The sequence below is a fragment of the Mycobacterium sp. NPDC050441 genome (genome assembly GCF_040655355.1).
Taxonomy (GTDB): domain Bacteria; phylum Actinomycetota; class Actinomycetes; order Mycobacteriales; family Mycobacteriaceae; genus Mycobacterium.
In genome coordinates, this window is sequence record NZ_JBFAJS010000011.1 from 1 (window position 1) to 19330 (window position 19330).

General features: G+C 65.8%; 22 protein-coding genes. 3 read left to right on the forward strand and 19 right to left on the reverse strand.

All coding sequences use genetic code 11. The features are described from left to right. The coding region (locus AB0I14_RS27220) for a hypothetical protein (RefSeq protein ID WP_358028516.1) at nucleotides 1-220 on the forward strand (220 nt) is incomplete at its 5' end. 151 nt (nucleotides 221-371) lie between these two features. Here the strand turns inward: AB0I14_RS27220 and murA are convergent. Next, the gene (gene murA, locus AB0I14_RS27225; RefSeq protein ID WP_358028519.1) at nucleotides 372-1628 is read right to left on the reverse strand and encodes a UDP-N-acetylglucosamine 1-carboxyvinyltransferase; all 1257 of its coding nucleotides are present in this window, start codon (nucleotides 1626-1628) and stop codon (nucleotides 372-374) included. 97 nt (nucleotides 1629-1725) lie between these two features. Here murA and AB0I14_RS27230 point away from each other — a divergent pair, with 97 nt between their 5' ends. Continuing rightward, nucleotides 1726-2298, forward strand: coding sequence for a cob(I)yrinic acid a,c-diamide adenosyltransferase (locus AB0I14_RS27230; protein ID WP_358028522.1), 573 nt, complete (start codon nucleotides 1726-1728; stop codon nucleotides 2296-2298). Here the strand turns inward: AB0I14_RS27230 and AB0I14_RS27235 are convergent. The 18 genes from AB0I14_RS27235 to fadD1 form a co-directional block, all read right to left on the reverse strand. Further along, nucleotides 2292-2738 (reverse strand): DUF2550 domain-containing protein, encoded by a 447-nt coding sequence (locus AB0I14_RS27235; RefSeq protein WP_358028525.1) that lies wholly within the window; start codon nucleotides 2736-2738, stop codon nucleotides 2292-2294. The two genes, AB0I14_RS27230 and AB0I14_RS27235, sit on opposite strands and share 7 nt — an antisense overlap. Before the next feature lie 15 nt (nucleotides 2739-2753). Further along, a complete protein-coding gene (locus AB0I14_RS27240; protein ID WP_358028527.1) occupies nucleotides 2754-3119 on the reverse strand; it encodes a F0F1 ATP synthase subunit epsilon in 366 nt (121 codons plus the stop codon). A 57-nt stretch (nucleotides 3120-3176) separates the two neighbouring features. Next, on the reverse strand, nucleotides 3177-4604 hold the full coding sequence (gene atpD / locus AB0I14_RS27245) for a F0F1 ATP synthase subunit beta (RefSeq protein ID WP_358028529.1): 1428 nt from the start codon (nucleotides 4602-4604) through the stop codon (nucleotides 3177-3179). A gap of 43 nt (nucleotides 4605-4647) precedes the next feature. Beyond that, entirely contained in the window at nucleotides 4648-5571 is a 924-nt protein-coding gene (locus tag AB0I14_RS27250) for a F0F1 ATP synthase subunit gamma (RefSeq protein ID WP_358028532.1), read from the reverse strand. A gap of 7 nt (nucleotides 5572-5578) precedes the next feature. Further along, nucleotides 5579-7228 carry a F0F1 ATP synthase subunit alpha gene (atpA, locus tag AB0I14_RS27255; protein ID WP_358028533.1) on the reverse strand — a complete coding sequence of 550 codons (1650 nt, stop codon included), beginning with the start codon at nucleotides 7226-7228 and terminating at the stop codon, nucleotides 5579-5581. A gap of 57 nt (nucleotides 7229-7285) precedes the next feature. Continuing rightward, a complete protein-coding gene (locus tag AB0I14_RS27260) occupies nucleotides 7286-8623 on the reverse strand; it encodes a F0F1 ATP synthase subunit B/delta (RefSeq protein WP_358028534.1) in 1338 nt (445 codons plus the stop codon). Beyond that, a complete protein-coding gene (locus tag AB0I14_RS27265) occupies nucleotides 8624-9139 on the reverse strand; it encodes a F0F1 ATP synthase subunit B (protein WP_358028537.1) in 516 nt (171 codons plus the stop codon). It abuts the gene before it with no gap. Between the two features lie 9 nt (nucleotides 9140-9148). After that, the gene (locus AB0I14_RS27270; protein WP_003888102.1) at nucleotides 9149-9409 is read right to left on the reverse strand and encodes a F0F1 ATP synthase subunit C; all 261 of its coding nucleotides are present in this window, start codon (nucleotides 9407-9409) and stop codon (nucleotides 9149-9151) included. Between the two features lie 79 nt (nucleotides 9410-9488). Further along, the gene (gene atpB, locus AB0I14_RS27275) at nucleotides 9489-10274 is read right to left on the reverse strand and encodes a F0F1 ATP synthase subunit A (RefSeq protein ID WP_358028541.1); all 786 of its coding nucleotides are present in this window, start codon (nucleotides 10272-10274) and stop codon (nucleotides 9489-9491) included. A gap of 10 nt (nucleotides 10275-10284) precedes the next feature. After that, complete coding sequence (locus AB0I14_RS27280; protein WP_358028543.1) at nucleotides 10285-10731, reverse strand: ATP synthase subunit I; 447 nt, start codon at nucleotides 10729-10731, stop codon at nucleotides 10285-10287. Between the two features lie 267 nt (nucleotides 10732-10998). Beyond that, nucleotides 10999-12222 (reverse strand): MraY family glycosyltransferase, encoded by a 1224-nt coding sequence (locus AB0I14_RS27285; protein WP_358029008.1) that lies wholly within the window; start codon nucleotides 12220-12222, stop codon nucleotides 10999-11001. Between the two features lie 31 nt (nucleotides 12223-12253). Continuing rightward, nucleotides 12254-12916 (reverse strand): L-threonylcarbamoyladenylate synthase, encoded by a 663-nt coding sequence (locus AB0I14_RS27290; RefSeq protein WP_358028547.1) that lies wholly within the window; start codon nucleotides 12914-12916, stop codon nucleotides 12254-12256. A 30-nt stretch (nucleotides 12917-12946) separates the two neighbouring features. Continuing rightward, complete coding sequence (gene prmC, locus AB0I14_RS27295) at nucleotides 12947-13804, reverse strand: peptide chain release factor N(5)-glutamine methyltransferase (RefSeq protein ID WP_358028550.1); 858 nt, start codon at nucleotides 13802-13804, stop codon at nucleotides 12947-12949. Beyond that, complete coding sequence (gene prfA / locus AB0I14_RS27300) at nucleotides 13801-14901, reverse strand: peptide chain release factor 1 (RefSeq protein ID WP_358028553.1); 1101 nt, start codon at nucleotides 14899-14901, stop codon at nucleotides 13801-13803. Before prfA ends, prmC begins: the two co-directional genes overlap by 4 nt. A gap of 84 nt (nucleotides 14902-14985) precedes the next feature. Continuing rightward, a complete protein-coding gene (gene rpmE, locus AB0I14_RS27305; protein WP_358028556.1) occupies nucleotides 14986-15228 on the reverse strand; it encodes a 50S ribosomal protein L31 in 243 nt (80 codons plus the stop codon). A 123-nt stretch (nucleotides 15229-15351) separates the two neighbouring features. Beyond that, complete coding sequence (locus AB0I14_RS27310) at nucleotides 15352-16545, reverse strand: sigma-70 family RNA polymerase sigma factor (protein ID WP_358029011.1); 1194 nt, start codon at nucleotides 16543-16545, stop codon at nucleotides 15352-15354. Then, entirely contained in the window at nucleotides 16542-16901 is a 360-nt protein-coding gene (locus tag AB0I14_RS27315) for a YciI family protein (protein ID WP_358028558.1), read from the reverse strand. The genes AB0I14_RS27310 and AB0I14_RS27315 overlap by 4 nt, the downstream gene beginning before the upstream one ends. An 82-nt stretch (nucleotides 16902-16983) precedes the next feature. Further along, nucleotides 16984-18537, reverse strand: coding sequence for a fatty-acid--CoA ligase FadD1 (fadD1, locus tag AB0I14_RS27320; RefSeq protein ID WP_358028560.1), 1554 nt, complete (start codon nucleotides 18535-18537; stop codon nucleotides 16984-16986). Between the two features lie 141 nt (nucleotides 18538-18678). On the opposite strand from fadD1, the gene AB0I14_RS27325 reads away from it, so the two are divergent. Next, complete coding sequence (locus tag AB0I14_RS27325; protein ID WP_358028563.1) at nucleotides 18679-19284, forward strand: TetR/AcrR family transcriptional regulator; 606 nt, start codon at nucleotides 18679-18681, stop codon at nucleotides 19282-19284. The last annotated feature ends 46 nt before the right edge of the window (nucleotides 19285-19330 follow it).

Sequence of the window (19330 nt, forward strand, 5' to 3'; positions counted from 1 at the left end):
AAAAAACAAACAACCACACCCTAAACGGGAAAAAGAGCGTGGCCAAAAACAACAAACAAAAACCACCAAACACACTATTGAGTTCTCAAACAACAGACATTTTTTGCTTTGTCACCCTGTTTTGGGGCAACCCCACCAGCTTAATCGGAATCTTGCCGGCAAGTCAAGTTGCTTCATTTTGGCTTATTTCATCCGGTCTGAGGCAACCTCGCCAGCTTAGTAGAATCTCAGCTGGCTTGTCAAGTCGCTCCGGTCCGGGGTGTTTCACCCGCTCCGCGGCGACTTCAAAAGATTAGCGCGACCCAGCCTGCAAGGTCAAATCGGCTGGTCAGGGCGATTTCGAGGCGGGCGGACCAGCTCGAACGTGCTGACTACGACCCTACTCTCTCGATCTCGGCACCGAGGCTCAACAGGTTTTCCACGAACAACGGGTAACCGCGATCGATGTGGAACACGTCGTGAACCTCGGTCTCCCCATCCGCGACCAAGCCGGCGAGGACCAGGCCGGCGCCGGCCCGGATATCCGAGGACCACACCGGGGCACTGGAAAGCTGCGGGATCCCCCGCACCACCGCGTGGTGGCCGTCGGTCCGCGCATCGGCACCGAGCCGGATCATCTCCTCGACAAACCGGAACCTGGCTTCGAACACGTTCTCGGTGATCATCGACGTGCCGTCGGCCACCGCCGCCAGCCCGATCGCCATCGGTTGCAGGTCCGTCGGGAAACCGGGGAACGGCAGCGTCGCCACGTTCACCGCTTTGGGACGCTCGTACTGAACCACCCGGAATCCGTCATCGTTCTGGGTCACGGTGGCGCCGGCGTCGTGCAACTTGTGCAGCACCAGCTGCAGGTGTTGCGGATCCACACCAGTCACCGAGATGTCTCCGCGCGTCATCGCCGCGGCGATCCCCCACGTGGCTGCCACGATCCGGTCACCGATCACCCGGTGTTGCGTGGGATAGAGCCGGTCGACACCCGTGATCGTCAGCGTCGATGTCCCCGCACCGCTGACCTTGGCGCCCATCTGGTTGAGCATCGCGCAGATGTCGACGATGTCGGGTTCGCGTGCAGCGTTGTGGATCGTGGTGACACCTTCAGCCAGTACCGCGGCCATCAGGATGTTCTCGGTAGCCCCCACTGACGGGAACTCCAGTTGGATCTCGGCACCCCGCAGATGATCGGCCTCGGCCACCACACAGCCGTGCTCGATATTGCAGGTCGCCCCCAGCTGGCGTAACCCGGACTGGTGCATGTCCAGGGGCCGCGACCCGATCGCGTCACCGCCTGGAAGCGCGACCTTCGCTTTCTTGCAGCGCCCTACCAGTGGTCCGAGCACGCATACCGAGGCGCGGAACTGGCGGACGGCCGCGAAATCCGCGTCGTACTTGGGTTCATCGGGCGACGTGATCCGCACGGTGTCACCGTCCAGCTCGACGGTGGCGCCCAACCCCCGCAGCACCTCGGCCATCAGCGGCACATCGAGGATGTCGGGGCAGTTGGTGATCGTGCTGGTGCCCTCGGCCAGCAATGAGGCCGCCATCAGTTTCAGCACACTGTTCTTTGCCCCGCCGACAGCAACTTCGCCTGATAACCGGTTTCCTCCGGTCACCAAGAAACGCTCGCTCACGCCGGTCAGTGTAGACAGCCTGCCGTCGAGTTTCCGCCTGCTCGGACAGATCCGGCGAGCCCGGCGGGCTTGTTCTCCCGCCCGGTACGGTTCAGCTATGGCGGTTCATCTCACCCGTATCTATACCCGCACCGGCGACGACGGCACGACCGGGCTGAGTGACTTCAGCAGGGTTTCCAAGAATGATTCGAGGTTGGCGGCCTACGCCGACTGTGACGAAGCCAACGCCGCCATCGGCGTCGCAGTCGCCCTCGGCGAACCCGATCAGCAAATCCTGGCGGTACTACGCCAGATTCAGAACGACCTGTTCGACGCGGGAGCAGATCTGTCCACCCCCGTGATCGAGAACCCCGAGCACCCGCCGTTGCGGATCTCCCAGGCCTACATCGACCGCCTGGAGAAGTGGTGCGACGAGTTCAATGAACCGCTGCCTGCGCTGAATTCGTTCATCCTGCCCGGCGGCAGTCCCCTGTCGGCACTGCTGCATGTCGCCCGCACAGTGGCTCGCCGTGCCGAACGGTCGGCGTGGATCGCGGTAGATGAGCACGGCGACTCGGTCAGTGTGCTGCCGGCGAAGTATCTCAACCGGCTATCGGATCTGTTGTTCATCCTGTCTCGGGTCGCGAACCCGGACGGAGATGTCCTCTGGAAGCCCGGATCGAATCAGTAATTCCGCCGGCGAGCTCGCGGCGAGGGCCGCGACTCGAGCCATGACGTGAACGCCGTCAGCGCACCCCGGTCCAGGGCGATCTCATAGCCTTGCCGGCGCTCGGGGCTGGTGTCGCGCAGTTCGAGAATCACGATCTGATCGGTCATGATGTCGAACTCGTCGCCACGCGGAGGGCGGCGCGACTCCACTTCCAGCCCCCGTCGGCTCAATCGTCGATCAGGCCACCACCGCATGCTGGACAGCCGGTAGAACCCGGCCTCCCCACCGCGGTAGCGCATCACTCCATGGCGCCAGCCGTGGCCGCCGTCGGCGGGAAAATCGCGCAGGATGGCCGCTGTACCGCCAACCTGACGCAACTTCCACAGTCGGTAGCTCAGGGCACCGACCGCCAGTAGCAGAACGCAGACGAGCGCGACCATGCCGATCATGGGCGCGCTCATCTGTCGTCTCTGTCGTCAGTCGATCTGGCCGAGAGCGCGCAGCCGCGCCCGACCCCATGCCGCTGTCTGCTCGTCGTCCGACTCTGCATCCTGCTTGGCAGAGTCAGCGTCGATCTCAGACTCGAACTGAGCGTTCTCCACCAGGATCCGGACCGTCTCCTCCGTCACCGAGAGGAAACCGCCGTCAACGGCGATCCGCAGATCGTCCTGGCCTTCACGCTCGACCCGCACCATGGCGTCGTCGACGAGCTCCGCGACCAACGGAATGTGCCGCGGCAGGATGCCGATCTCACCAGCGGTGGTCCGGGTGAAGACGAACGTAGCGGTGCCGGACCAGAGCTCACGCTCGACGGCAACGATCTCGACGTTCAAATCAGCCATTCCACACTCCCGTCCTTTGTGCTCCTCGCGTGCGCAGCCTTCGGGCTGGAGCTCTCATCACAGCTTGGCGCCGAGGCTTTCGGCCTTCTTCGCCAGGTCGTCCAGACCACCGATGAGGAAGAACGCCTGCTCGGGCAGGTGATCGAACTCGCCCTTGGCCAGCTTGTCGAAGGCCTCGATGGTCTCCTTGAGCGGCACGGTCGAACCCGGCTGGCCGGTGAACTGCTCGGCCGCCATCATGTTCTGGCTCAGGAAGCGCTCGATCTTACGGGCGCGGTACACCAGCACCTTGTCCTCTTCCGACAGTTCGTCGATACCGAGGATGGCGATGATGTCCTGGAGATCCTTGTAGCGCTGCAGGATCCGGATGACTTCCTGGGCGACGCGGTAGTGCTCGTCGCCGACGACGCTGGGGTGCAGGATCGTCGAGGACGATGCCAGCGGGTCCACCGCGGGGAAGATGCCCTTGGAGAACACCGCACGCGAGAGCTCCGTGGTGGCGTCCAGGTGGGCGAACGTGGTGGCCGGCGCCGGGTCGGTGTAATCGTCGGCGGGCACGTACACAGCCTGCATCGAGGTGATGGAACGGCCACGCGTCGAGGTGATGCGCTCCTGCAGTTCACCCATCTCGTCGGCCAGCGTCGGCTGGTAACCCACGGCCGAAGGCATACGACCCAGCAGGGTCGAAACCTCGGAACCGGCCTGGGTGAACCGGAAGATGTTGTCGATGAAGAGCAGCACGTCCTGGTTCTGCTCGTCGCGGAAGTACTCGGCCATGGTCAGGGCCGACAGGGCGACGCGCATACGGGTGCCTGGCGGCTCGTCCATCTGACCGAACACCAACGCGGTGTCCTTGAGGACGTTGGCGTCGGCGAGCTCGACCCACAGGTCGTTGCCCTCACGGGTGCGCTCACCCACGCCGGCGAACACCGAGGTACCACCGAAGTTGCGGGCAATGCGGTTGATCATCTCCTGGATCAGAACCGTCTTACCCACACCGGCGCCACCGAACAGGGCGATCTTGCCACCACGCACGTACGGCGTGAGCAGGTCGACGACCTTCAGACCGGTCTCCAGCATCTCGGTGCGGGGCTCCAGGTCGGCGAAGGCCGGCGGCTTGCGGTGGATCGACCAGTGATCGAAGTCCTTGCCGTAGCCAGGCTCGTCGAGGCAGTCGCCGAGCGCGTTGAACACGTGGCCCTTGACGCCGTCGCCGACCGGCACCGAGATCGAGCCGCCGGTGTCGCGAACGTCGGTGCCACGCACCAGGCCGTCGGTGGGCTGCATGGAGATGCAGCGCACCAGGCTGTCGCCGAGGTGCTGGGCAACCTCAAGCGTCAGGGTCTTCGCGAGCGCGCCATAGGTGATATCGGCGTGCAGTGCGTTGAACAGTTCGGGAACGGCACCGCGCGGGAACTCGATGTCCACCACCGGGCCGGTGATGCGGACTACGCGGCCCGCGGTCTTTTCTGCAGTAGCAGTCATTCTCTCTTCGCTTTCCTACGAGGCTCTGTCGTCTTTGGTCCGGCTAGCGCGCGTCGGCCAGCGCGTTCGCGCCGCCCACGATCTCGCTGATTTCCTGGGTGATCTGCGCCTGACGTTCGCGGTTGGCCGCAAGCGTGAGCGCCTTGATCAGATCGTCGGCGTTGTCCGTGGCCGACTTCATGGCGCGCCGGCGCGAAGCCGACTCCGAGGCGGCGGCCTCCAGCAGCGCTGCGTACACGCGGGTGGCGATGTAGCGCGGCAGGAGCGCGTCGAACAGGTCCTCGGCATTCGGCTCAAACGAATACAGCGTGTGCGGACCGGTTTCCGGCTCACCGACGTACTCGACGACCAACGGCGCAACCTGATGAGCCACCGCGGTCTGCGAGAGCATGGACCGGAATTCGGTGGACACGATGTGCAGTTCGTCGACGCCCAGGATGCCGTCGGCTCCGGCGTCATCGCCCTCGTCGTCAGCGCCGGACATGAACGCCGACACCAGGGTGTCAGCGATCTCCTTGGCGTTCTCGTAGGTGGGCCGCTCCGAGAACCCGGTCCACGATTCGGTCACCGTTCGCTGCCGGAAGCTGTAGTAGCCCAAGGCTTTCCGGCCGACGACGTAGAGCACCGGGCTTTTGCCCTGGTCCCGCAGCAGCGAGAACAGTTCTTCGGCCCGACGCAGCACGTTGGCGTTGTAACCGCCGCAGAGACCGCGGTCCGAGGACACCACGAGCACACCGGCCCGCTTGGGGTTCTCCCGCTCGACGAGCAGCGGGTGATCCAGCGCGCTGGCACCCGCAAGCTCGGTGAGCATGTTGGTGATCTCGGTGGAGTAGGGCCGGGCCGCGTCGACCCGGGCCTGCGCCTTGGCGATCCGCGACGTGGCGATCAGCTCCTGTGCCTTCGTGATCTTCTTGATCGACGAGGCGGATTTGATACGTCCGCGTAGTTCGCGAAGTGTGGCTGCCATTGGTTACCTAGGCCTTCTTGGGAGCCGGCTTGCGGACCTTGACCGATTCCTTCTCCAGGTCCTCGGGATTCAAGGCTTCGGCCTCTGCGTCCTTGACGACCACGGAGCTGCCGTCGGTGGCGGCGAAGCCCTTCTTGAACTCGTTGATGACCGAGACCAGCTTCTCCTCGTTCTCCTCGGAGAGCTTCTTGGTCTCCTTGATGCCGGCGAGGATCTCAGAGTGGCTGGCCTTCACGTGCTCCAGCAGCTCGTCGACGAAGCGGGTGACGTCCTCGGCCGGAACCGAATCCAGGTGCCCCTGAGTGCCGAGGAAGATCGAGACGACCTGATCTTCGACCGCCAGCGGGCTGTACTGCGCCTGCTTGAGCAGCTCGACCAGGCGCACACCACGATCCAGCTGGGCCTTGGAGGCCGCGTCCAGGTCCGAGGCGAAGGCCGCGAAGGCCTCCAGCTCGCGGTACTGCGACAGGTCCAGACGCAGCGAGCCTGCGACCTCTTTCATGGCCTTGATCTGCGCGGCACCACCGACACGGGACACCGACACGCCGACGTTGACTGCCGGTCGCACGCCCTGGTTGAACAGGTCGGACTCGAGGAAGCACTGACCGTCGGTGATCGAGATGACGTTGGTCGGGATGAACGCCGAGATGTCGTTGGCCTTGGTCTCGATGATCGGCAGACCCGTCATCGAACCGCCACCGAGTTCGTCGGAGAGCTTTGCGCAACGCTCCAGCAGGCGGGAGTGCAGGTAGAAGACGTCGCCGGGGAACGCCTCGCGACCCGGCGGGCGGCGCAGCAGCAGTGAGATCGCGCGGTAGGCGTCGGCCTGCTTGGAGAGGTCGTCGAAGACGATCAGCACGTGCTTGCCGTCGTACATCCAGTGCTGACCGATGGCCGAACCGGTGTACGGCGCCAGCCACTTGAAGCCGGCGGGGTCAGAGGCGGGGGCCGCGACGATGGTGGTGTACTCCATCGCGCCGCCCTCTTCCAGCGCGCGCTTCACGCTGGCGATGGTGGTGCCCTTCTGGCCGATGGCGACGTACACGCAGCGCACCTGCTGCTTCGGGTCGCCGGTCTCCCAGGCCTCACGCTGGTTGAGGATGGTGTCCACGCAGACCGCGGTCTTGCCGGTCTTGCGGTCACCGATGATCAGCTGGCGCTGGCCACGGCCGATCGGGGTCATGGCGTCGATGGCCTTGATACCGGTCTGCAGCGGCTCGGACACGCCCTGGCGCTGCACCACCGAAGGGGCCTGCAGCTCGAGGGCGCGCCGCTCTTCGGCGGCGATGTCGCCCTGGCCGTCGATCGGCTGACCGAGCGGGTTGACGACGCGACCGAGGAAGGCGTCACCGACCGGCACCGAGAGCACCTCGCCGGTGCGCTTGACCTGCTGGCCCTCTTCGATCTTCTCGAACTCACCCAGGATGACGGCGCCGACGCTGTGCTCGTCGAGGTTGAGCGCCACACCCAACACACCGCCCGGGAACTCGAGGAGCTCCTGGGTCATGACCGAGGGCAGGCCCTCGACGTGGGCGATGCCGTCACCGGCGTCGACGACGGTACCGATCTCTTCACGCTCGGTGTCGGCGGAAAACGAGGATACGTAGTCCTCGATGGCACCTTCGATATCAGCAGCCGAGATTGTCAACTCTGCCATGGTTTTTCGTCTTCCTACCTTGATCTTTGGGGTGGTCCTGGGGGTTCGTGGCTCGGGTCAGTCGGGCAACTGGGTCGCAGCGGCGGCCAGTCGGGACGAGATCGAGCCGTCGATCACTTCGTCACCGACGGTGATCGACAGACCACCGAGCAGTTCCGGGTCGACGTGCAACTGCACCGACACCGGGTGTCCGTAGATGCGGGTGAGCACCGCCGACAACCGGGTCCGCTGGGCATCGGTCAGGTCAGCCGCGGCAGTCACGTGAGCGACCACCTCACCGCGGCGGGACACTGCGAGCTCGGCGAGGTCGATGACCGCCTCGTCGGCGCGCTCGCCGCGAAGCAGTCCCACAGTCTGGGTCAGCAGCGCAGCTGCCGTCCCGTTCGCACCCGCGTTGCCGCCAAGCACCTTGTCCAGCAAGGCAACCCGGCCGTCGATCGGGGCGGTGTAGTCACTGAGCAGGGCCGAGAGCTTGGGCTCGGCGTCGAGCAGCCGGCCGAACCGGAACAGCTGGTCCTCCACCTCGTCGACCTCACCGGCGGTCTCGGCACGCTTGAGCAGCGCCAGACGTGCGGTGTGTTCAATCGCGTCGACCAGGTTCGATTCGGTCGACCAGCGCTGCGAGGCGGCGGTCCGCAGCACGTCGAGCGCAGGATTGCCAACCTTGCCGGACAGCAGGCGGTCGACCAACTCGACCTTGGCGGCACTGTCGTCGGTCGGCTCGGCCAGGTGCCGGTTCAACGTCGGCTCCGACAACAGCAGCCTGGCCACCGAGGTCAGTTCCTCGGCCAGCGTGGTCAGCCCGTCGGCATCCAGACCGCTTGCGACAGAGTCGAACTCGTCGACCACGACAGCCAGCGACTCGCGGCTGGCCGCACGCAGCTTCGCCGTGGCGGCGGTGTCGATCACCACTGCCGACGGCGCCATCTCGTCCAGCTCGGCGAGGAACCGGTCGACGGTGGCGGCCTGCGCGGCCGGGTCAGCGACGTGTGCCCGCACCAGAGCGTCGGCCCTTGCCACCGACTCCGATCCGAGACCGGTCCGCAGCTGCCGGATGAGTTGCTGGCGCATCAGCTGAACCTGCTGGACACCCTGCGCCTTGATCCGCTCGGCGTCCGTGCCGGCCTGCTCGGCCAACTGAGCGGCGATCCGCTCGGAGTCCTGCGAGGCCTCGCCGGTCACCTTGGCCGATTCGGCCTTCGCGTCGGCGAGCGCCTTGGCATGCATCTCGTCGGCATCGGCGAGCTTCTTCGCCGAATCGGCGCTCTCGGCGAGGGCGACCCGCACGGCTTCCTGCTGCTTCTGCATCAGAGCCCGCACCGGAGGCACCACCCACTTGACGATGATGTAGGCGATGACGGCAAAGCCGATCAGCTGCCCGATAAATATCGACATCTACTGCGTCCCACCTGATTTCACGTCGATGCCCAAAATTCGGTTGGCCAAGGTCTGCGAAAGTCCGTCCACCGACGACTCCAGGCCCGACCGCACCTCGGCACTCTGGGCAGCAAGCTGCTCGTCGGCCTGGCGGACATTCTCGGCCACCTCGGTGCTCGCCTCGGCGCGCTTGGCATCGACCACCTCGCGACCCGCCGCGCGGGCCTCGTCACGGATGGCCGACGCCTGGGTACGTGCCCCGGCCATCGCCTCGTCATAGTCGGCTTGGGCTGCGGCCACCTGCTCGGCTGACTTCCGATTGTCGGCGGCGGTCTTCGCCAGCATCGCTTCACGCTCTGCCAGCACCTTGCCGACCGGTGGCACAACCCATTTCGCGATCACGCCGAGCGTGATCAGGAAAATGATCAGCACGGCGAAGAAGGTGCCGTTGGGGACCAGGAAGTTGCTCTGGCCCCCACCGCCTTCTTCCGCTGCCTGGCTTGCAGCCAGGATCGTTGCGCTCAGTTCACCCATGCTGATGGACTACTGCAGGCCCGGGGTGGCGAAGACGAACAGCGCCATGAAGGCCAGGTTGATGAAGTACGCGGCCTCCACCAGACCGACGGTGATGAAGAACGGGGTGAAGAGCCGGCCCTGGGCCTCGGGCTGCCGGGCGATGCCGGAGATCAGCGCGTTACCCGCGATACCGTCACCGATACCAGCGCCGATGGCGCCGCCGCCCATGATCAAACCGCCACCGATCAGCGCGCCGGCCGTGATGAGGGCGTTGGGGTCGAGTTCCATTCCTTTTATCCTCCTTGATAACTGGTGGCTGTGCCGCCAGAGGTTCGTGTTGTGCAGTTGTAGAGATCAGTAGTGCGGGTCAGTGCGCGTGTTCTTCATCGTGGTCCAGCTCCATCGACTGGCTGAAGTACAGGATCGTCAGCAGCGAGAAGATGAATGCCTGGATCAGGCCGACGAACAGGTCGAAGGTCTTCCAGATCGCGTTGGGCGCCCACTGGATGTACCAGGGGAACATCGCGATCAGCGAGACCAGGATGCCGCCGGCGAAGATGTTGCCGAAAAGACGGAGGGCCAGCGAGATCGGCTTGGCGAGTTCCTCGACGATGTTGATCGGCGCGAGCAGGGCGACGTGACCCTTGACGACCTTGATCGGGTGCCCGATGATGCCGCGGCGCCAGATGCCGGCAGCGTGGTAGGCGAGGAACACGAACAAGGCGAGCGCCAGCACGAAGTTGATGTCGGAGGCCGGCGGCTTGTACCACTCGGCCGCGGCGCCGTCCGATCCCCCGTACTGCAGCGGCAGCACCGCCAACCAGTTGGAGACCAGGATGAAGACGAAGATCGTCACCGACAGTGGCAGCACGAACGGCGCCACCTTCATGCCGATCGCGCTCTCGATCTGGCCGCGCATCTGGATGGTCAGTGCCTCCCAGAACAGCTGCACACCGCCCGGCACGCCGGTCGAGGTGACCTTGGCCCGCAGCACGAACGCCAGCGCGATCACGATCACCGCGGTGACCGCGGTGGCCAGGATGGTGTCACCGTTGAACGTCATCCCGAACAGCTCGAACACCATCGTGTGGTGGCCGACGTGGATGGCGGCGCCACCCTCTTCGGCAGCGAGCACGGTCGTCGTCTGAGTCATATAGGTCAGCTCAACCCTTCGATTCCGTATCCAAGACATCCAGGCCGTTAGAGCGGATCTTCCGCAGCACGGGGATGCTGGTGCTCATCACCAGCAGAGCCTGGAAAATCGCCAGCCCGAACAGCACCGCGATGCCGCCCGAGGTTTTGAAGACAAATGCGATGCCGAGTGCGATCGCAGTGATGATCAGCAGCCGCGTCGCGGAGTTCACGGCCATCTTCTTCTTGAGCGGGTGATCCTCGGCCGTGATCGATTCGACGGCCCGGCGTACCAGCAGGGCGTTGACCAGACCGAGGCCCAGTCCGACCCCGAAGAAGACTCCGAAATAAATGTGTCCGGCGAACCCGGCGGCCACAACCGCCAGCGCGGACAGTGCCACGCAAACAATCAGGAGACGCAGCGGCCGGAAGGCCACCGATGGGAACACCAACGGCGCGTTCTGCGCTGGTGTCGTCACCACTTCACCCCAATCTCGCCGTTACGGAACGCTGTCCCCTCGGATGCGCCGGCGACGTACACCGCCTGGCAAAACCCTGTGCGTGCCCGACGAGAATATCGGAGGGCAACGGGCGGGCTGGAATCACCCACGGGGTAGCTCCCTTGTGTCGGTCGTTGATCGGCACCTGACGGTTCGTCGAACCGATGGGCCGGGCCGGCAACCCGCGAGGTTTTTCGGGTTCTGGCAGCACGGTACCACATGGTAGGCACCCTAAAACGGGGCCTACTACTTTTTGTCGTACTCGCCTTCGTGCTCGTCAGCGGACCCTTCATTCCCGCGTTGCAACAGCGGTATCAGCGTCACCACGATCGCCACCAGAATGGCCGCCACGACCACCGCTCCGGTGTAGCGCGGATCGAAGAAAATGGTCGCCGCCGCACCGAAGGCGATGATGCCCACCCACAGGTAGATCAGCAGGACCGCACGGCGATGCGAGTGCCCGATCTGCAGCAACCGATGATGCAGATGCATCTTGTCGGGGCTGAGCGGACTCCGGCCGGCCCGGGTGCGCCGCACGATGGCCAGCAACGTATCCAGGGCAGGCACCAGCATCACGGCGATCACCAAGAGGAACGGCGACATCAGCGCGAAGACGTCGCGGGCGCCATAGGCGTTCTGCGAGATCGGCCCGGCGGCCGTGGTCGATGCCGCGCCCAGCATCAGGCCGATGAGCATCGACCCGGAGTCGCCCATGAAGATCTTGGCCCGGTGGAAGTTGTGCGGGAGAAAGCCCAGACAGGCACCCGCCAGCACCACCGAGATGACGGCGGGCGGATAGAACAGGACGTCGCCGCCGTGGTCACGTAGCAGTCCGACCGAGAACACGCAGATGGCCAGGGCGGTGATCAGCCCGAGGCCGGCGGCCAGACCGTCGAGTCCGTCGACGAAGTTCATCGCGTTGACGATCGACACCGTCAGCGCAAGCGTCAGCAGGATCGACGACACCTGGTCGAGCACGATGGTGCCGACTCCCCCGAACGGGATGTAGAGCACGCTCCAGGCCACGCCCATGGTGACCAGCACGCTGGCCGCGGTGATCTGCCCGGCGAATTTCGTCAGGGCATCCAGGCCCCAGCGGTCGTCGATCAGCCCGATGGCCATGATCAGCCCACCCGCCACCACCACTGCGGGCATGCCGGTCGAATAGACGAAGCCACGCGTGAGTGCCGGTAGTTGGGAAGCCAGCAGCACCGCGGCGGCCACGCCGATGTACATCGCCAACCCACCCATGCGCGGGGTGGGCTGCACATGGACGTCACGCTCTCGGGGGTAGGCGACGGCGCCGAGCCGAATGGCGATCACGCGCACCCAGCCGGTGGCGAAATACGTGATGATCGCGGCGGTCAGCCCGACCAGCGCCAGCTCACGCAGCGGAACACCGGCGCCCCGGTCCGACAGAGCGAGAAGCCCGGAATTGACCGCGGGGACCACTGCGTCACCGGCCGACATCACCGATGAACCGTACTGCAGCAAGCTGAGATCACTCCGTAGGTGTTGTTGTGAGCGTGGACGTTTCCACGCCGACGACCCTGGCGATGTCGGCAGCACTGATCGGGCCGGTCCGCAGGATGCGCGGGTGGACGCCGGTGAGGTCGACGATGGTGGATGCGGCCTGTTGTTCGGCCGGCCCGCCGTCGAGATAGACCTCGACCTTGTCGCCGAGTTGCTCGTGGGCCGCAGCTGCCGTCGACGCAGCGGGCTGGCCCGAGACATTGGCACTGGACTGGGCCATCGGGCCGACTTCCCGCAGCAGCTCGATGGCCACCGGGTGCATGGGCATCCGGAGCATGACGCTGCCGTTGGCGTCCCCGAGGTCCCACTGCAGTGACGGCGCCTGCGTGACCACCAGGCTCAGTGCGCCCGGCCAGAATGCCCGGATCAATTCCCGGGCAGCCGGTGGCACCGAGTAGACCAGGCCGTCGATGGTGTTCCATGAGCCGACGAACACGCCGACCGGCATGTTGCGGCCACGGCCCTTGGCGGCGAGCAGACTGCCGACCGCATCGCGATCGAAGGCATCCGCACCGATCCCATAGACGGTGTCGGTCGGCATAACCACCAGCCGGCCGCCTTTCACCGCGCTGATCGCCGAGGCGATACCGGTCGCACGCTGTTCGGCATCGGTGCAATCGAAGATGGTCATGTCGGCTCCCCGGTCGGTGCGCGCATCAACTCAGCTTCTCCCAATCCGGGTCGCCGTCACAAAGCGGGGTCGTCCGACCAGGTCACGGCGCGCGGTGACCTCGGTGAAGTGCCCGTCGCGGACGAACGTCTCGACCGACAGCTCGGAGGTGGTGTCGTCATGCTCGACGGCGCAGGACGCACCGGCGCGCAGCCACCGGGCTGCGAGTGTGACGATCGGCCGGATCACGGACATGCCGTCGGGGCCGCCGAACAACGCGGGCGCGGGATCATGTTCGGCCACTTCGGGTTCCAGGACTGCGGCCTCTGGGATGTAGGGCGGGTTGGACACCAGCAGGTCCACCCGGTCGTCGAGTTCGGGCAGCAGACCCGGGGTGGTGACATCGGCGGCCAGGACCTCGACGCGCGTCCCCGCGGCGTTGCGGCGCGCGAACTCCAGGGCCGGGGGCGAGTTCTCGACTGCCAGCACGCGCGCGTCGGGCCACTGCGCGGCCAGTGCCAGCGCCAGCGCACCCGATCCCGTGCAGAGGTCGACGATCAGTGGTTGATGCGAAGGATGTTGCCCTAGACCTGATTTCAAGGCCCACTCGAGCAGCGCCTCGGTCTCCGGCCGCGGGATGAACACACCGGGGCCGACCGCGAGCGTCAACGGACCGAACGGCGCGGTGCCGGTCAGATGCTGGAGGGGAATCCGGCGGGACCGGGCGGCGACGAGTTCGCCGTAGGCCTGCTCGAACTGTTCACCGGCGTCGTCGAGAAACATCAGCCGCCCACGATCCACACCCGCCACATGCGCGGCCAGTAGCTCGGCGTCGATGCGCGGGGAGGCGACGCCGGCGGCGGCCAGCCGTGCCGTTGCGGCCTCGATCGCCTGCCGCACGGGGGTCATGACCTCGTCGGCGTGGCGGCTGATGTCTCCTGCTGTAGCCGGGCCTGCTTGTCAGCGGCGCCCAGCGCGTCGAGCAGCGCGTCCATGTCTCCGTCGAGCACCTGGTCGAGGTTGTGCGCCTTGAAGTTGATGCGGTGATCCGCGATCCGGTTCTCGGGGAAGTTGTAGGTGCGGATCCGTTCGCTGCGGTCGACCGTACGGATCTGGCTGGCCCGGTCGGCCGATGCGTCGGCCGACGCCTGCTCCTCGGCCAGCGCCTGCAGTCGAGCGGCGAGCACCACCATGGCCCGGGCCTTGTTCTGCAGCTGCGAGCGCTCGTTCTGGCAGGTCACGACGATGCCGGTGGGCAGGTGCGTGATGCGTACCGCCGAGTCGGTGGTGTTGACGCCCTGACCGCCCTTGCCGGAGGACCGGTAGACGTCGATGCGCAGGTCGGACTCGTCGATCTGCACCTGTTCGACGTCGTCTGGTTCGGGATATACGAGGACACCGGCCGCCGACGTATGCACGCGACCCTGCGATTCGGTGACCGGCACCCGCTGCACGCGGTGGACACCACCCTCGAACTTCATCCGCGACCACACGCCGTCGGCGGAATCGCCCTTGGCGGCGATGGTGATGGTGGCGTCCTTGTATCCGCCTAGGTCCGACCAGGTCTCGTCGAGCACGGTGACCGTCCAGCCGTGGCGCTCGGCGTACCGGATGTACATGCGGGCCAGATCGGCAGCGAACAGTGCCGATTCTTCCCCGCCTTCCCCGGACTTGACCTCCAGCACGATGTCATCGGCATCGTGGGGATCCCGCGGTGCCAGCTGATCGGTCAGCTGCGCATCGAGTTCGGCGACCTTGGCGGTCAGCTCGTCCACCTCGTCAGCGAAGCTGGCGTCGTCGGCGGCGAGCTCACGAGCCGCCTCCAGGTCGCCGCGCGCGGCTTCGAGCTTGCGGTAGGTGCCGACGACGGGTGAGATCTGGGCGAAGCGCCGGCCGACCTTGCGGGCGGCTGCGGCATCGGCATGCAGGTTGGGGTCGGCGAGTTGGCGCTCCAGGTCCGCGTGTTCGGCCAACAACGCCTCGATCGCGGGAGCAATGTCTGTCACGTCAGCCTCCTCGACATGGGTCCGGAAACGAGAACAGCGCCCGGATCTGACGCATATGCGACAGATCGGGCGCCGTTGACGTAGCTACTTGTCGGCTGCGGCAGCCTGATCACCGGCAGGCTTGCGCTTGCCGTACCGCTTCTCGAAGCGGGCCACGCGGCCGCCGCTGTCGAGGATCTTCTGCTTGCCGGTGTAGAACGGGTGGCACTGCGAGCAGACCTCGACCACGATCTGGCCGCTCTGCTTGGTGCTGTGGGTCTGGAAGGTATTGCCGCAACCACAGTGCACCGTGGTCTCGACATACTCAGGATGAATGCCTGTTTTCATGGTTCCTCTTCAATCGTTGGCCCGGGTCGCCCGCAATTCAGATGGACGTGAACCGGGACCGAGGGTCGGCGGTCCATTATGCCAGTTCAGCCGCCAGCATCCTAAACGCGGGATGACCGGTGCCTATTCCCCATCGGTGTCGGATCGAAGTTCGGACAATCGACGCTCCAGGAATCGACGTTCCGGGTCGGTCGTGGCCAGCAGCAGGGCCCGCTCGAAGGCGCCTTTTGCCTCGTCTGTTCGGCCCAGGCGGCGCAGCAATTCCGCCCGGCTGGAAGGTAGGTAGCGGTAATCGCCGAGCTCAAGCGCGTCCATGAGTTCGAGGGCGCGTCCGGGATCACCCGCCTCGGCGGTGGCCACCGCACGGTTCAGCCCGACCACCGCTGATCCGGTGAGCAGCTCGAGCCGCTCGTACAGCGCCACAACTGTGTGCCAGTCGATGTCCGGCTCGGTCTGCAGCGAGGCGATCGCGGCCTGCAGCACGTACGGCCCGCCGGGTCGCCGCAAGGCCAGTGCACGGTCGAGGGCGGCCCGCCCGTCATCGACCTTGGTCTGGTCGTGCAACGACCGGTCCTGTTCGGCGAGCGGGACCAGTGCGCCGGAGACGATCCGTGCCGCCCGTCGTGAATCGTGGAGCAGCATCAGTGCCAGTAGCCCGTGGGTCTCGGGCTCGTCGGCCTTCAGCCCGGCCACCAACCGCCCCAGCCGGATCGCCTCGGCGGCGAGGTCGTCGCGTTCGGTGAACCCCTGATTGAAGATCAGGTAGATCACCGCGAGCACGGCCGACAAGCGGTCCGGCAGAACACGGTCGGCCGGCAGCCCGAACGGGATGTTCGTCGCCTTGATCTTGGCCTTCGCCCGGGTGATCCGGCGTTTCATGGTCGCCTCGGATACCAGGAACGCCCGCCCTATCTCGGCCGTGGTGAGCCCGCCCAACGCCCGCAACGTGAGCGCCACCTGCGCCTCCGGAGCCAGTGCCGGATGGCAGCACATGAAGATCAGCTCGAGACGTTCGTCGGGGACGGCGCTGTCGTCGAGGTCGACGTCGTCGAGGTATGAGGGCTGCTGATCGGCCTTGAGCAGCCGGGTTTTGGTCCGAAGCGTCTGTTCCCGCCGCAACCGGTCGATCGCCACATTGCGCCCGGCGCGGACCAGCCAGGCCACGGGCGCCTCCGGCACGCCATCGCCGGGCCACCGCTCGGCCGCCCTGACGAACGCCTCCTGCGTGGCCTCCTCGGCGAGATCGAAATCGCCGAGGAAACCGATGAGTGAGGCCAGGACCCGGCCCCACTCACGCTGGAAGATCGCGTCGATCAGTGCCCCGCCTCCCCGGGAATGTCGACGAGTGGACGGACCTCAACCGCTCCACCGAGCCGCACCGCCGGTATCCGTTGGGCGAACTTCAGGGCTTCATCGAGGTCTGCGGCTTCGATCACGAAGTAGCCGGCGAACACCTCCTTGGTGTCGGCGTACGGCCCATCGGTGATCAGGCCCTCCCCCGGACCGTGTCGGACCGTGGTCGCGGTCTCGACCGGCTCCAGGTGGCCGCCACCGACGCAATGCGGCTCATGACGGAGGGCCATGTACTCCGCAGTCAATGCGACATGTTCGTCGGGCGTGAGGTCCTCGTCGTGGCTGCCGGGCCTGGTGTAGATCAGAGTTGCGTACTTCATCGTTGTCTCCTTCAAGGGGATCGTCTAACAGCATTGAGACGAACGGGAGACATTGAAAGGGACAGCAGCGGGGACAGTCAGCTCAAATTTGTGTGTAGGCCGTGCCGTCGCGCTTCCACAGCACCCGGCCGGCCGGATCGGTACCGAGCGCGACCAGTTCACGCTTGAGAATCTTGTTCGTCGCCGTGCTCGGCAGGTCGTCGGCCAGCCACACGTATCGCGGCCAGGATTTCGGTGACAGGTCCTGTTGCTGTGCCAGGAATGCGCTGAACTCGTCGGGCGCCAACTCCTGACCGTCACGCAGCACGACGGCGGCCATCACCTGGTCACCGACGAACTCGTCGGGGACCGGATAGACCGCCACCCGGCTGATCACCGGCTGCCGCAACAGGATTCGTTCGATCGGCGCCGCGGTGATGTTCTCGCCATCCACCCTCATCCAGTCGGCGGTGCGCCCGGCCAGGTAGATCCAGCCGTCGGCGTCGCGGTAGGCCAGATCGCCCGACCAGTACATGCCGTGGCGCAGCCGTTCGTCGGTCGCACCCTGGTCGTTGTGGTAGCCGCGGAACATCCCGCTGCCGTTGGTGTTGACCAGCTCACCGGTGGCAGCCTCGGCGTTGATCAGGGCCCCGGTGTCATCGAATTGTGCAGCCGCGCATTCTTCAAGGGTCTCCGGGTCGTAGATCGCCACCCCCGGGAAACCCTGACCGACGCTGCCGGCGGGGGTGCCCTCGGAACGGGTGATGATGATCGCCAGTTCCGTCGAGCCGAATCCGTCCCACACGCTGCACCCGAACCGGCGGCTGAATTCGTCGATGTCGCGGTCGGCGGCCTCGTTGCCGAAGGCCACACGCAGGGTGTTGTCGTGGTCATCGGGTTGCTCGGCGGTGGCCAGGATGTAGGCCAGCGGCTTGCCGACGTAGTTCATGTACGTCGCGCCGTAACGGCGGATGTCCGGGAGGAACCCGGATGCGGAGAACTGTGCCGGCGCCATGGCCGCGCCCGAGCTGAGCGCCACACCCCACCCGGCATACACCCCGTTCGAGTGGAACAGCGGCATGGCCAGGTAGCAGGTGTCCGCCTGGGTCAGGTCGTAGCGCTGCACCAGTGCGGCGGCCGAGAACAACACGATGGAATGCGGCACCTGAACGGCCTTGGGCTCGCCGCTGGTGCCCGAGGTGAAAATCATCATGAAGGTGTCGTCGGGCCCGACCTCGCGGTGCGGGGTGAGTTGCTGCGGCGACCAGGCGGTGTCCGATACATCGATGACGGTGACGCCCGGCAGGTCGAGGCCGTCGAGCAGCCCGCGATGGTGTTCATCGACCAGAACGACCTGACATCCGACCCGGGCGATGTCGCGGGCCAGCGCATCGCCCCGACGGGTGTTGTTGATGCCGCACAGCACGTAGCCGCCGAGGGCCGCGGCCGCCAGCGCTGTCAGCATGTCGGGCGTGTTACCCAAAAGCGTGCCGACATGCAGCGGACGCTGCGGGTCAGCCACCCCGATCAGCGTCGCAGCCTGAGCCTTCGCCTCGGCGATATGCTCACGCCAGGTCCAGGTCCGGTCGCCGTACTTGATGGCGACCGTGTCGCCTCCTTCACGTTCCCGGAGCAACTGCTGCAGCGTTTCGGCCATCGGAATGATCCCCAAGCTCGTTGAAGAGTGAACAGATTAGAAAAACTGTCTACCATGGATGTGGCGCGACACGAAGCACCCTTGGCAGAATCATGTACCTACTGCCCCGCAACCGCCCCCGAAGTTCAGGAGACGCCACAGTTGACCAGCACCACGGCACCCCGCAGCGTGCGAGATCGACTGATCGACGCTGCCGAAGAATGTCTGCGGACCAAGGGCATTCGTGCGACCACCGTCTCGGAGGTCGCCGAGGCCGCCGGAGTGTCCCGCGGATGGCTCTACCGCCATTTCCCGGACAAGGTGACGCTGCTCGGCGCCGTGATCGTGCGACTCAATGACACGTTCTGGTCGGAAGCCCAGGCCATGCTTCAGCAGATCGAGGGACTGGATCGTCAGATTGCCTGGGGTGTCGCCAACGGGCTCAGGGCGTACGACGATCCGGGCGCGGTGTTGATGAAACTCCGGACCGACGAACCCGAGGAATTCGCGGCCTGTGCGGGCGCCGGTGTGCAGGGCATGATCCCCGACCTTGCCGAGTTCTGGTCGCCCTATCTGGCGGCCGCCCGCGACCGTGGCGAGGTCCGCGCCGACATCGACATCCCCGAAGCGTCGGAATGGGTTGCGCGAGTCTTGATCTCGCTGGCGACAGTGCCGGGGAACACACTGGATCCCAGTGACGGGGACGCGGTCCTCGCCCAGGTTCGGCGCTACTTGATGCCCGGGTTGCGCCCGGACACAACTTCCTGACGGCACGCAAAAGGCCCCCGCGGACGGGGGCCTTGCGCGTCGGGAT